Annotated in this window: 10 protein-coding genes; 7 read left to right on the forward strand and 3 right to left on the reverse strand. The window is 61.0% G+C overall.

Annotation, left to right across the window (positions count from 1 at the left end):
• The 3 genes from KGB03_RS00560 to KGB03_RS00570 form a co-directional block, all read right to left on the reverse strand.
• A partial coding sequence (locus KGB03_RS00560) for an excinuclease ABC subunit UvrA (RefSeq protein WP_223525865.1) occupies positions 1 to 2,509 on the reverse strand: 2,509 nt, incomplete at its 3' end.
• A gap of 126 nt (positions 2,510 to 2,635) precedes the next feature.
• Complete coding sequence (locus tag KGB03_RS00565; RefSeq protein WP_223525866.1) at positions 2,636 to 4,747, reverse strand: PAS domain-containing sensor histidine kinase; 2,112 nt, start codon at positions 4,745 to 4,747, stop codon at positions 2,636 to 2,638.
• Between the two features lie 191 nt (positions 4,748 to 4,938).
• Positions 4,939 to 5,628 carry a GntR family transcriptional regulator gene (locus tag KGB03_RS00570; protein ID WP_129443602.1) on the reverse strand — a complete coding sequence of 230 codons (690 nt, stop codon included), beginning with the start codon at positions 5,626 to 5,628 and terminating at the stop codon, positions 4,939 to 4,941.
• A 140-nt stretch (positions 5,629 to 5,768) separates the two neighbouring features.
• Here KGB03_RS00570 and KGB03_RS00575 point away from each other — a divergent pair, with 140 nt between their 5' ends.
• From KGB03_RS00575 to KGB03_RS00605, 7 genes are all read left to right on the forward strand, one after another.
• A complete protein-coding gene (locus KGB03_RS00575; RefSeq protein WP_223525867.1) occupies positions 5,769 to 6,854 on the forward strand; it encodes an ABC transporter ATP-binding protein in 1,086 nt (361 codons plus the stop codon).
• A 1-nt stretch (position 6,855) separates the two neighbouring features.
• Complete coding sequence (locus tag KGB03_RS00580; RefSeq protein ID WP_223525868.1) at positions 6,856 to 7,773, forward strand: ABC transporter permease; 918 nt, start codon at positions 6,856 to 6,858, stop codon at positions 7,771 to 7,773.
• Positions 7,770 to 8,558: an ABC transporter permease gene (locus KGB03_RS00585; RefSeq protein WP_008154998.1), complete on the forward strand. Its 789-nt coding sequence runs from the start codon at positions 7,770 to 7,772 to the stop codon at positions 8,556 to 8,558. The genes KGB03_RS00580 and KGB03_RS00585 overlap by 4 nt, the downstream gene beginning before the upstream one ends.
• 32 nt (positions 8,559 to 8,590) lie before the next feature.
• Positions 8,591 to 9,643 carry an extracellular solute-binding protein gene (locus tag KGB03_RS00590; RefSeq protein WP_218537249.1) on the forward strand — a complete coding sequence of 351 codons (1,053 nt, stop codon included), beginning with the start codon at positions 8,591 to 8,593 and terminating at the stop codon, positions 9,641 to 9,643.
• A gap of 132 nt (positions 9,644 to 9,775) precedes the next feature.
• Positions 9,776 to 10,972 carry an amidohydrolase family protein gene (locus KGB03_RS00595; protein ID WP_223525869.1) on the forward strand — a complete coding sequence of 399 codons (1,197 nt, stop codon included), beginning with the start codon at positions 9,776 to 9,778 and terminating at the stop codon, positions 10,970 to 10,972.
• A complete protein-coding gene (locus tag KGB03_RS00600) occupies positions 10,969 to 12,456 on the forward strand; it encodes an amidohydrolase family protein (RefSeq protein WP_223525870.1) in 1,488 nt (495 codons plus the stop codon). The genes KGB03_RS00595 and KGB03_RS00600 overlap by 4 nt, the downstream gene beginning before the upstream one ends.
• Positions 12,457 to 12,468: 12 nt before the next feature.
• Positions 12,469 to 13,131: a flavin reductase family protein gene (locus tag KGB03_RS00605; protein WP_218537162.1), complete on the forward strand. Its 663-nt coding sequence runs from the start codon at positions 12,469 to 12,471 to the stop codon at positions 13,129 to 13,131.
• The last annotated feature ends 58 nt before the right edge of the window (positions 13,132 to 13,189 follow it).

Here is a 13,189-nt window from a genome sequence, read left to right on the forward strand (position 1 = left end):
GGCCGATGTCGATCACCCAGTCACTCTGGGCCACCACGCGCATTTCATGTTCGACGACGATCACCGTATGCCCCGCCGTCACCAGCGTATTCAACTGTTCGAGCAAGCGATCGACATCCCTTGGGTGCAAACCGGTGGTGGGCTCGTCGAGCACATACAACGTTGCCCCGCGCTGGTTGCGTTGCAGTTCGGTGGCCAGTTTGATCCGCTGGGCTTCACCGCCCGACAGCTCGGTCGCCGGCTGGCCGAGGCGCAGGTAACCCAGGCCGATATCGCGCAGCACCTCCAGCGAGCGGCGAATACCCGGTTGCTCGGCAAACACCGTGACCGCCTCGTCCACCGTCAGTTGCAACACCTGGGCGATGTTCAACCCTTGCCAGATGATTGCCAGCGTCTCGGGGTTGTAGCGCGCGCCATGGCAGGTCGAGCACGGTGCATAGACGCTGGGCATGAACAGCAACTCAACGCTGACAAAGCCTTCACCTTCGCACGTCGGGCAACGGCCCTTGGCGACGTTGAAGGAAAACTGGCCCGCGTCGTAACCCTCGGCCCGGGCTTCAGGCGTGGCGGCGTACAGTTTGCGCACGTTGTCGAAAAGCCCGGTGTAGGTCGCCAGGTTCGAGCGCGGTGTGCGGCCGATGGGTTTCTGATCGACTTGCACCAGGCGCTTGATCGACGCCAGCCCCGCCGTGACCTGACCGCCGCTGACCTGCGGTGCGTCGTCCTCAAGGCTCAACTCCTCGGGCTCGCTATCACTCACCGCCCGCCCTAGATGGGCGCCTATCAGCTCGAGCAACGCCTGACTGACCAGGCTGGATTTACCGGAGCCCGAGACACCGGTCACCGAGGTGAAACAGCCCAGTGGAAACTCGGCACTGAGGTTGTTCAGGTTGTTGCGGGTGATGCCTTCGAGCCGCAACCAATCGGTCGGCTTTCGGCTGACACGCGATTGGGTGACCTGCTCGGCGAACAGATAAGCACGCGTCTGCGAGTTCGTTATCTCGGCCAGCCCTGGCGGTGGCCCGCTGTACAGAATCCGGCCACCCTGCTCGCCGGCCGCCGGGCCTACGTCGATCAACCAATCGGCGCGGCGCATGGTTTCCAGATCATGCTCGACCACAAACAGGGTGTTGCCGGCAATTTTCAAGCGTTGCAGGGCTTCGAACAGCGCTTCGCCATCCGCCGGGTGCAGGCCGGCCGACGGTTCATCCAGCACGTAAATCACCCCGAACAACTGCGAACCCAATTGCGTCGCCAGGCGCAGACGCTGCAACTCGCCGGACGACAGCGTCGGCGTGCTGCGTTCCAGCGCCAGGTAACCGAGCCCCAGATCGGTCAACGTACTGACCCGCTCCAACAAATCCTGAGCTATCCGTTGCGCGGCCAGGCGTTTCTCCACCGACAGGTTCGGTGTGTGGCGTACATCCGGCGCGTTGGCGTGACCACTGGCGCCGTGGGCCACTCGTTGCTCGCGGGCTTCGCGGGTCTGGTCGTGCGTCAATACTTCGCCCGCCGCCTCGGCCTGTTCGAGGTAGCTGTGAGCGGCGACTGGTTTCAAGACTTCGGCCACTTGCAGCAACGGCATCTGCGACAGTTCGCCGATGTCGTAACCGGCAAAGGTTACCGACAACGCCTCGCGCTTGAGCCGTTTGCCGTCGCACAACGGGCACGGGCTGCCGAGCATGAATTGCGAGACGCGCTTCTTCATCAGCGCGCTTTGGGAATGGCTGAAGGTGTGCAGGATGTAGCGCCGGGCGCCGGTGAACGTGCCCTGGTAACTCGGTTCCATTTTGCGTTTGAGCGCGACTCTGGTTTCTTCGGGGGTGAGCCCGGCATACACCGGCACCGTGGGGGTTTCTTCGGTGAAGAGAATCCAGTCACGCAGTTTTTTCGGCAGATCGCGCCAGGGTTTATCGACGTCGTAACCCATCGTCACCAGAATGTCGCGCAGGTTCTGTCCCTGCCAGGCGGTGGGCCAGGAGGCGACGGCGCGCTGGCGAATGGTCAGGCTCGGGTCCGGTACCATCAACGCTTCGGTGACTTCATACACCCGCCCCAACCCATGACATTCGGGGCACGCGCCCTGGGGCGTGTTGGGTGAAAAATCTTCCGCATAGAGCATCGGTTGCCCCGACGGATAACTGCCGGCCCGGGAGTACAGCATGCGGATCAGGCTCGACAACGTCGTCACGCTGCCCACCGAAGAGCGCGTGCTCGGCGTACCCCGTTGTTGCTGGAGCGCCACCGCCGGTGGCAAGCCTTCGATGGAGTCGACGTCCGGCACGCCGACCTGATCGATCAGACGCCGCGCATAAGGCGCCACGGACTCGAAATAGCGGCGTTGCGCTTCGGCGTAGAGGGTCGAGAACGCCAACGACGATTTCCCCGAACCGGACACGCCAGTGAACACCACCAGGGCATCCCGGGGGATATCGACATCGACGTTTTTGAGATTGTGTTCCCGGGCGCCGCGCACCCTGACCATGCCGGAGGGGGGATTGGAAGTCATGAGCAGCCTTGATTGGAAGGTTCAAAGAAATGCGGTTCACCTGTAGGAGCTGAGCTTGCTCGCGATAGCGGTGTGTCTGACGCACCGCCATCGCGAGCAAGCTCGGCTCCTACAGGGGTTGATCGTTCAGCCGTTGAGAACGGTGCGCACCATATGGGTCAGCGCCTGGGGACCATAGGGTTTGCTCAGCAAATAAGTATCAGGGCTGAGCTGGTGATTGCGCGAGATAATGTCACGGGTGTGGCCCGAGGTGAACAGCACGGCCACCGGCGGCGTCTGCACCTTGGCCCAGGCGGCCAGGTCCGCGCTTTTGATCAGGCCGGGCATGACCACGTCGGTGAAAATCAGGTCTACCACGGCGCCCTCCAGCAACATCTGCATCGCGACGTCACCGTTAGCCGCCGTCAGCACTCGATAACCTTCTTCACTCAGCAACTCCACCGCTGAGCTGCGCACCGCCTCGTTGTCCTCGACCACCAGAATGGTTTCGTGTCCGCCTCGCTGTTGCGGGTCATGACGTGTCGTTTCGTTGAGCATCGGGCGCAGGCTGCGAGGGAAATACAGCTGCACCCGCGTGCCCTGCCCGACCACACTGGAAATCTCGATATGCCCGTCACTCTGCTTGACGAAACCGAACACCATGCTCAGGCCCAGCCCCGTGCCCTGGCCATCGGCCTTGGTGGTAAAAAACGGCTCGAAAGCCTGTGCGAGTACTTGCGGCGACATGCCGACACCCTTGTCAGCCACCGCTACACAGACATAGTCGCCGGCGACGATGCCCTTGCCTGCACAAAACTTGCTATCAAGGGCAATGTTCTTGGCGCTCAGGTCAATGGTCCCCTCGCCGTTCATGGCGTCACGGGCATTGATCGCCAGATTGAGGATGGCGTTTTCCAGTTGATTGCGGTCCACGTAGATGCGCCAAAGGGCTTCGGCCGCGCTGACGTTGATCTGGATGGTTTCCCCCAGCGCCCGCTGCAACAATTCCCCGAGCCCATCGAAGACCTGCCGCAGATCGCAGACCGCTGGCGACAAGGGCTGACGACGGGCGAACGCGAGCAATTGCGAAGACAGTTTGGCGCCACGTTCGACCGCGGCAATCGAAGCGCTGACCCGGCGCTGCACATTGGCGTTGTCCGGTTCATGCCGCGCCAGCAAGTGCAGGTTGCCAGCGATCACCTGCAGCAGGTTGTTGAAGTCATGGGCCACGCCGCCGGTGAGGCCGCCGATGGCTTCGAGTTTCTGCGATTGACGCAATTGTTCTTCAGCAGCCAGTCGCGCTTCGACTTCGTCGGCAACACGTTGCTCCAGGTTGCGGGTGAACTTGAGCAGGGATTCTTCGGCGCTCTTGCGTTCGTGGATATCGATCAACACCCCGGGAAAACGGAACGGTTCGCCCTGCTCGTTGAACTCGCAGCCACCACTCGCCAGCACCCACAGATAACTGCCATCCGGGCGCAGGACTCGATACTCGGCGTTAAACGGTTCGCCGGTTTCCACGGATTGATCGATCTGCTCCTGCACCCAGCTGCGGTCATCGGGATGGATCCGTGCTGCGGCGATGTCCATTGGCAGGTCGGCCAGGTTTTGCTCCGGCGGGTAGGAAAAGGTGCGGGCAAAACGCTCATCACCGGAGAGCACATTGTCCTTGATGTCCCAGACGAACGAGCCGAGCAAAGCCCCGGCATTGAGCGCCAGGCGCACCCGTTCGTTGTCGGCGTGATAGGCATCCTCGGCGGCCTGACGACGGCGTTCGGAAATCACATGCTCGGTGGTCTCGACCACCATCGCCATGACCCCGGCCGGTTTCCCGTCATCATCCGCCACGGGGCTGTAATAGAGGTCCAGCCAGACGTCTTCGGGTATGCCGTCCCTCAAAAGCACAAGCTCTTTGTTGCGATAGGACAAGGTGCCGCCGGCCAGGCAGGTGTCGACCACATGCCGATTGAATTCGGCGACTTCCGGCCAGCCCAGCTCCACCGGGGCACCCAACAGGTAAGGATGGCGGCCACCGGCGAATTTCGAGTACGCATCGTTATAGATCATGTAACCGGGTCGGCCCCACAGCATCACCATCGGCAATGGGGACGCGAGCATCAACTGCACCGCGCTGCACAAGCTTCTGGGCCAGGTGTCCATGTTCCCAAGCTCAGTCAGGCTCCAGTCGAACGCGCGGATGCGCCCGGCCATTTCACCGTTCCAGCCTGCACACCCATGGCTATCGTCTAGAAACTGCATCGACTGATTCTGTATCCCTGTAGATGACTGGCTTAAGGGATCGCAACGGCATGAGGACGGTACGTGCCCGTTTGTTTCGAGCATCGCCGTCGCCAATGGTTTCATAGAGGTTAGCTGATTCACATCATCCAGGCTTTTGTGGCAATGGAGCTCTACAGACGAACCATGTAGCAGCTACCTTGTGGCGAGCATCAGACCTCGATCAGGTGCTTGAGCGGGTGGTAGCCAGTCTTCAGTGTCGCGGCGACGTCGAGAATCGCCTTCTCGATGCCATTCAAATGCATGCAGGTCAGTTCGATCGCGGCGCTCTGATTTCCCGCTTCGATGAACTCGATCAGCCGCAGGTGTTCGTCGTCGCGGCAGGCTTCGTGACTGTCGTCATCCAGCGCGGCGGCGTACAGCGAGGCGCGGGAAATCAGCTTGCGGAACCAGTCCAGCAACACCGGGTTGTTCAGGCTTTGCGCGAGTTTGATGTGAAACTCACCGAGCAAATGAATCAGCCGTTCATGGTCGCCACTGCGGTGCGCTTCATCTTCCAGCAACAGGTGATCACGCAGGTCCTGGGTGACGGCAGTATCACGACGACGACAGAGCTCGGTGACGATGCCGATCTCGATCAGGCGCCTCGTTTCAAACAGCGAGCGAATCTCCTCATCACTGGGCAACGATACCGACGCCCCTTTGTTGGGCTCGGTGGTGACCAGGCCATCGGCCTCCAACTGTTTGAGCGCGGCACGAACCGACGTCCGGCTGACATTAAAAAGTTCGGCCAATGACGCTTCGCCGAGCTTCATCCCGGGACGCAATGAACGTTTGCTGATCGCCTCGTAAACCCCTTGGTAGACGCGGTCGACCGTGGTTTCGAGTTTTTTCTCGGTCATCTGAACACTCCTTTAGCGCTAAACAACCGGCCCCAGGCGATGAGCAGCCTTTGAAAAAGGGGGTTGCACGAGCAGATTAATCCGGTTATTTCTAGATTGCATCCAGATATTGCATACAATAATTAGAGGAATGCACCAATATGGGTCATCCAGCAGCGATTGAAGTGCGTAACGTCTCCAAGCGGTATTCCGACGATCCTGGGCTGGCTCCAGCCCTCGACAACGTTTCAGTCGACATTGCCGACAATGAATTCTTCACCCTGCTCGGCCCTTCCGGCTGTGGCAAAACCACCCTGCTGCGCACCATCGCCGGCTTCGAACAGGTCAGCGAAGGCGAGATTCGTCTGGCGGGCGAACCGGTCAATGATTTGCCACCGTTCAAGCGCCGGGTCAACACCGTATTCCAGAGCTACGCGCTATTTCCACACATGAGCGTCGCGCAGAATATCGCCTTCGGCCTCGAGATGCAGGGCCTTGATCGCAAGCTCATCCCGCAACGTGTCGATGAAATGCTCGCGCTGGTGCAAATGCAACACCTGGCCCAGCGCAAACCGGCCGAGTTGTCCGGTGGCCAACAGCAGCGCGTGGCCCTGGCCCGGGCCCTGGCGCCGAAACCCAAAGTGCTGTTGCTCGACGAACCGCTGTCGGCGCTGGACTTGAAGCTGCGCAAGGAAATGCAGGTCGAACTCAAGCGCGTACAGAAGGAAGCAGGGATCACCTTCATTTTCGTCACCCACGATCAGGAAGAAGCCCTGACCCTGTCCGACCGAATCGCTGTGATGTCCGCCGGCAAGATCCTGCAAATCGGCACACCGAACGATATCTACGAACGACCCAAACATCAGTTTGTCGCCCAGTTTATCGGCGACATCAATTTCCTCCCCGGCCACATCAAACGCGGCCAGCAAAACGAAAAACTGTTCGTGCCGAACGGCATGCCGGTAGAAATCCCCTGCCTGGCCCTAGGCTTCGACGGTGCTGCCGTTCAATTGGCCTTCCGCCCGGAGCGTTCGCAACTGGTCGACCTGGCGCAACCGCATCACCTGCGCGGTGTGATCGAAGCGGTGTTGTATGTCGGCACTGCCACGCTCTATCAGTGCCGGTTGAACAACGACGTCAAGGTCATGCTGCGCGAGAACAACGAAGGCCTGAATCGTGGCCGGGTGGTCGGTGATCGTATCGCGGTCAACCTGCCGCCCCACGCCTGTCTGTTGATGGAGGCCTGAGATGAGCGTCAGCAGCACTTCTCCCGCCCTCAACCGAGCGCTGTTGCTCAGCCCGGTGGTTCTGACTTTGCTGGCGTTGATCGCCATTCCGCTCGGCATCATGGGCTACATCAGCCTGTTGCCGCGCAATGTGTATGGCGGCGTCGACTGGCAGGCCAACTGGCAATTGCAAAGCTACGTGCAACTGTTTTTCCAGGAAGGTTTCGACGGTGAACTGGAACTGAACTGGGTCTACGCCCAGGCGCTGTTGCGCTCGGTGTTCCAGGCCGGCGGCACCACGTTGCTGTGTTTCCTGTTCGGCTTCCCGGTGGCGTTGTGGATGTCGAGCCTGACACCGCAGCGGCGCAACCTCATGGTGTTGCTGATCACCATTCCGTTCTGGAGCAACCTGCTGATCCGCAACTACGCCTGGCTGATCATCCTGCGCGAGCACGGCTGGGTCGCCCAGAGCCTCAACGCGCTGTTCCCGCAGGCCGGCGGCATCACCCTGCTCTATAACGACTTCGCCGTCAGCGTCGGGCTGGTCTACAGCTTCCTGCCGTTCATGATTTTGCCAATCTACTCGACCCTGGAAAAACTCGATTGGCGCCTGGTGGAAGCGGCTTACGACCTCGGCGCCAATCGCTGGCATGCGTTGCGGCGGATCATCCTGCCGCTGTCGATGCCCGGCGTGATTGCTGGTGCGCTGCTGGTGTTTGTGCCGAGTCTCGGTGCCTTCATCACCCCGGCAATTCTCGGCGGCGGCAAGACGCTGATGATCGGCAACCTGATCCAGCAACAATTCGGCACCGCGCGCAACTGGCCGCTGGGCAGTTCGTTGTCGTTCCTGTTGCTGGGGATTCTGCTGCTGTCCCTGGTGCTTTACGCCCTTTATAGCCGCAGCACCGCCAAAACCCTGCGTCGGGGAGCCACCGCATGATCGCCCTGCACCTGAAAAAACTGCCCCTGACCCGCGAAGTCAGCCTGTTGATCCTGGCGTATCTGTACGTGCCGATCTTTGTGCTGATCGCCTACAGCTTCAACGCCAACCGTTCGGCCACGGTGTGGACCGAGTTCTCCTTTGCCTGGTACGGCAGGATTCTGGCCAACCCGTCGATCCAGACGGCGGCGCTGAACTCGATCATCGTCGCCAGCATCGCCACGGTGTGTGCCACGGCCATTGCGTTGCTCGCAGCGCTGGCGACTTACCGGCCGTTCTATGGACAGAAAATGGTCGAGGGCGGGATCAACCTGCCGCTGATCCTGCCGGAGATCGTCACCGCCGTGGCCACGCTGCTGCTGTTCATGGCGCTGGGGATCAAGCTCGGTTTACTGACGGTGATCGTCGCGCACATCGGCTTCTGCATTCCGTTCGCGTACCTGCCGATCCGTGCCCGGCTCAATGACCTGGACAAGAGTTTGCTGGAGGCGGCGAACGATTTGTACGCCAACCCGTGGCAGGTATTTCGTCGAGTGACGCTGCCGCTGCTGTGGCCGGCGGTGTTGTCCGGTTCGGTGCTGGCATTCGTGGTCAGCCTCGACGACTTCATCATGACCTTCTTCGTGGCCGGCCCCGGTTCGACGACGTTGCCGGTGTACATCTTCTCGGCGATCAAGTCCGGCGTCACGCCGGAGATCAACGCGATCTCGACCCTGATGCTGGTGATTTCCATCGTGCTGGTGGTGCTGGCCTTCTGGCTGGGACAGCGCGGCAAAAACCAATGAGCCTGGAGCCTGCTGTTATGAATAAAAAGCCAATGAAAACAAAAAGCATGCGTTTCGCTGTCGCCGGTCTGGCCCTGAGTTGCTTCGCGGCGTTCAGCGCCCAGGCCGCCGAACCCAAAGAACTATTCTTCTACAACTGGACCGACTACTACCCGGTCGATCTGCTGGCCAAGTTCGAAAAGGAGACCGGGATCAAAGTCACCATGGACGGCTACGACAGCAACGAAACCCTGCTGGCCAAGTTGCAGGCCGGTGGCGCGGCGTATGACGTGATCGTGCCGTCGCAGTCGATCATGCGCACGTTGATCAACCAGGACTTGCTGCTGAAAATCGACGCGTCGACCCTGCCCAACTTCCAATACGTCAAACCGGCGTTCCGCGACCCGAGTTTCGACCCCGGCCGCAAGTTCTCCGCCCCGTACCTGTGGGGCACCACCGGGTTTTCCTATGACAGCGCACGGGTGCCCGGCGGCAAACTGGACGATTCGTGGAAAGAGTTCTTCGAACCGCGCAAGGAACTCGAAGGCCAACTCGCCGCCCTCGACACTTCCAGCAGTGTGATCAACGCCGCCAGCCATTACCTGAACGTCGACGAATGCAGCGAAAACCCGCAGGACGCCAAGCGCATTCTGGAGCTGCTGCAAAAACAGAAACCGCACTTGAAGATGTACAGCTCGGACAACACCGTCGACCGCATGGCCTCCGGTGAAGTGATCATGATGCAAAACTGGAACGGCTCCACCGCCCGGGCCACGTTGCAAAAAAGCACCATCAAGTACGTGTACCCGCGCGAAGGCCTGGCGATGTTCCAGGACAACTTCGCCGTACCGAAAAGCGCCCCGCACCCTGGCAACGCGAAGATCTTCATCGACTGGATGATGAAGCCGGAAAACGCTGCCGCCGTGTCCAACGCCATCGCCTACGCCAACGGCATCCAGAGCGACAAGCTGATCGACGCCAAATGGCGGGTGATGGACGCGATCAACATGCCCGACGAGTTCGCCTCGCGCCTGCGCCCGGAAAAAGAGTGCAGCAACAAGGCGCGGGAGCTGCAGGACCGGATCTGGTCGAAGCTCAAGGGTTGATCCAAGACCGAGGTGCCGCCTTCGCGAGCAAGCCCGCTCCCACATTTGATCTTCAGTGGTCACGCGGACAATGTGGGAGCGGGCTTGCTCGCGATGAGGCCCGCCCAAACACCACAAAATTTGAGGTATGCAATGACCCAACCCCGCTGGCTACGTAATGTGCGGCCTTATGGTGGCGCCGCCGAAGACCTGCTTCTTGAAAACGGCCTGTTCAAAGATCGACGCCCCGCGTCCAACGCGCCGTTGGACGCCACCGACATCGACGGCCAAAACCAGCTCCTCACCCCCGCCCTGGTCGAAAGCCACGTCCACCTCGACAAAACCCTCTGGGGTCAACCCTGGCGCCCGAACAGCGCCGGCCCGACGCTCAAGGACTACATCGCCAACGAGCGCCGCGTGCTGCGTGACGTCCAGGCACCGATTGCCCAGCGTGCCGGCGCCCTGCTGGAAAACTGCATCGCCCGTGGCTCGCTGACGATGCGTTGTCACGTCGACATTGACCCGGAATTCGGCCTGCGCCACGTCGAGGCCATGCAGCAACTGCGCGAAGGCTACCGCGACCTGATCGACCTGCAACTGGTGGTGTTCCCGCAAACCGGCCTGATCAGCCGCCCCGGCACCGCCGAACTGATGCGCGAAGCCATGGCCCTGGGCGTGGAAAACGTCGGCGGCCTCGACCCCTGCGGCATCGACAACGACCCCATCGCCCAACTCGACTTCGTGTTTAAGCTGGCCAGTGAATTCGAGCGAGGCGTCGACATTCACCTGCACGACAAGGGCGAACTGGGCCTGTGGCAGATCGCGCTGATCGCCGACTACACCGAGCGCTTCGGGTGTCAGGGTCGGGTGATGATCAGCCACGCGTACTGCCTTGGGATGTTGCCGTGGAGCCAGGTCAAACCGGTGGCCGAACGCCTCGCGGCGCTGGGCATTTCCCTGATGAGTTCGGCGCCGGCCGATTGCGCGGTGCCGCCGTTCCTCGCGTTGCGCGAGACCGGGGTGAACCTGTGCCTGGGTTCGGACGGCATTCGCGACGCCTGGTCGCCCATGGGCAACGGCGACATGCTCGAACGGGCGATGCTGCTGGCGTTTCGTTTCGACTTGAACAAGGACGATGAACTGGCAGCGGCGTTCGAAGCCGCCACGGTGAATGGCGCTCGGGCATTGGGCTGTGAAGGTTATGGAGTGGAGATCGGTGCACCGGCGGACTTTTTGCTGATGCCGGTGCAGACGCTGGGTGAGGCGGTGGTGTCGCGTCCGGTGCGGCAGGTTTATCGCGGCGGTGAGTTGATCGCCTCCGGTGGCCGACTGCTGGAAAGTCGTTTGTGAAAAGGATCGGATTGAAAGCCAGTTGCGTGGTCGGGTTCGACGGTACGCAGCATGTGCTGTGGCGCGACGGCGAAGTGGTGTTCGAAGGTTCGCGCATTGTGTTTGTCGGGCGGGGTTATTCGGGGCCGGTGGATCAGTGGATTGATTATGGCAACGCGTTGATCGGTCCGGGCTTTATCGATCTGGATGCACTCGGAGACCTTGATTCGACGGTGCTGACGCTGGACAACGGCGATGAGCGCGACATGGGTCGGATGTGGTCCGAGGACTACCTGGCGAGCGGTCCGCGGGAGAGTTACAGCCCGGATGAACAAGTCTTCAAATACCGCTACGCCTTCACTCAGCTGATCCGCAACGGCATCACCACCGCCATGCCGATCACCTCGATGTACTACCGCGAATGGGCCGAGACGTACGACGAGTTTTCTGCGGTAGCCGGTGTCGCTGCCGAGTTGGGGCTGCGGACTTACCTCGGCCCCTGCTACATGAGCGGCATGAGTTATTGGCGCGCCGATGGAAGCCTCGGGCATCACTGGGATGAAGCCCGGGGCATGGCCGGGCTCGATGCGGCTGTGCGGTTTTTCCATGATTTCGACGGTGCGCACGAGGGTTTGATTCGCGGCGCGCTGCTGCCGGACCGCATCCAGACCTGCACCCCGGCCCTGCTGCAACGCACTGCCGCGCTGAGTCGGGAACTGAACGCGCCAATGCGTTTGCATTGCTGCCAAGGGCTCGGTGAGGTGGCGATGGTCGAACAACTGCGCGGCACTTCGCCGCTGGGTTGGTTGCAGCAATTGAATCTGCTGACCCCACGCAGTCTGCTGCCCCACGGCATCTACACCTGCGGCGATGACGATCTGCAACGCGTGGTGGATGGCGGCGCGAGTCTGGTGCATTGCCCTGTGGTGTTTGCCCGTGACGGTGAGGCGTTGAACTCCTTCGGTCGCTATCGGGCCAAGGGCATCAACTTCGCCCTGGGCACCGACACCTGGCCGGCGGATTTGCTGGAAAACATGCGCCAGGGTCTGAACATCTCGCGATTGATGGAGGGCGGAAACTTGCTCACCAGCACCCTGGATTTGTACAACGCCGCCACTCTCGGCGGCGCCAAGGCCCTGGGTCGCGATGATCTGGGCCGCTTGGCACCGGGCGCCAAGGCCGACATCACGGTGTTCAGCCTTCGCGGCCTGCATTTGGGGCCGCTGTTCGATCCACTGAAAAACCTGGTGCTGGCCGGGCGCGGTGACGACTGCATCGCCAGCTACATCAACGGCCGCTGCGTGATGCAGGACGGTCAGGTTCAAGGCGTCGACTACCCCGCCCTGCAACGTCAGGCCCAACACCAATTCGAAAAACTGATGCGCAGCCACAGCGACCGGGCCTTTGGCCAACCGGACTGGAAAGGCCTGTTCAAACCGGCCATCCCGTTCGCTGACGACTACAGCGCAGACGCGCCGCTGAGCGCGATTGATCCCCTTCTTTAGAGAATTCTGCCCATGCAAAGCTTCGACTTCAGCCAATTGAGCCCGCGAGACAAGTACAAGATTCTGATCGGCAGCGTGGTGCCACGGCCGATTGCCCTGGTCACTACCATCGACGGCGAAGGTCGGATCAATGCCGCGCCCTTCAGCTTCTTCAACGCCCTCTCGGCCGACCCGCCGATCCTCGCGTTGGGCGTGGAAAACTACGGTGACCAAAGCCCCAAGGACACCACGCGCAATATCCAGTTCAACCAGGAATTCACCGTGAACATCGTCAGCGATGCCCTGGTGGAAGCCATGAACGTCTGCGCCGTGCCGTTCGCCCCCGGTTTCGACGAACTGACTGCTGCGGGCCTCACTGCCATTCCCGGCACCACGGTCAAATGCCCACGAATCGGCGAAGCCCCGGTGGCGCTGGAATGTCGACGGATGATGGCGCTGTCCATCGGTCAGTCACGGGAGATCATCTTTGGCGAAGTGTTGATGGCGCATGTACGGGATGAATTGATCGACCCGAAAACCTTGTATATCGATCAACTCGGGCTCGATGCGATTGGGCGGATGGGTGGGCATGGGTATGCGCGTACGCGCGATTATTTTGACTTGCCGACACGCTCGCTGCAGGCGTGGACGGATGCGCCGGGGGGTGGCGAAAGGTTTTGGCCTGTCACCAAATAGAGCAAGCTTACACATAACCTGTGGGAGCGGGCTTGCTCGCGAAAGCGGTGTATCAGGC

Origin of the sequence: Pseudomonas sp. BF-B-26 (assembly GCF_019956495.1) — a bacterium.
Lineage (GTDB): Bacteria > Pseudomonadota > Gammaproteobacteria > Pseudomonadales > Pseudomonadaceae > Aquipseudomonas.

What these genes read in the sequence shown, in the direction of transcription:
- KGB03_RS00595 (WP_223525869.1), top strand. Translation starts at nt 9,776, where the DNA reads ATGACCCAACCCCGCTGGCTACGTAATGTGCGGCCTTATGGTGGCGCC.
- KGB03_RS00605 (WP_218537162.1), top strand. Translation starts at nt 12,469, where the DNA reads ATGCAAAGCTTCGACTTCAGCCAATTGAGCCCGCGAGACAAGTACAAG.
- KGB03_RS00575 (WP_223525867.1), top strand. Translation starts at nt 5,769, where the DNA reads ATGGGTCATCCAGCAGCGATTGAAGTGCGTAACGTCTCCAAGCGGTAT.
- KGB03_RS00570 (WP_129443602.1), bottom strand. Translation starts at nt 5,628, where the DNA reads ATGACCGAGAAAAAACTCGAAACCACGGTCGACCGCGTCTACCAAGGG.
- KGB03_RS00580 (WP_223525868.1), top strand. Translation starts at nt 6,856, where the DNA reads ATGAGCGTCAGCAGCACTTCTCCCGCCCTCAACCGAGCGCTGTTGCTC.
- KGB03_RS00590 (WP_218537249.1), top strand. Translation starts at nt 8,591, where the DNA reads ATGAAAACAAAAAGCATGCGTTTCGCTGTCGCCGGTCTGGCCCTGAGT.
- KGB03_RS00585 (WP_008154998.1), top strand. Translation starts at nt 7,770, where the DNA reads ATGATCGCCCTGCACCTGAAAAAACTGCCCCTGACCCGCGAAGTCAGC.
- KGB03_RS00565 (WP_223525866.1), bottom strand. Translation starts at nt 4,747, where the DNA reads ATGCAGTTTCTAGACGATAGCCATGGGTGTGCAGGCTGGAACGGTGAA.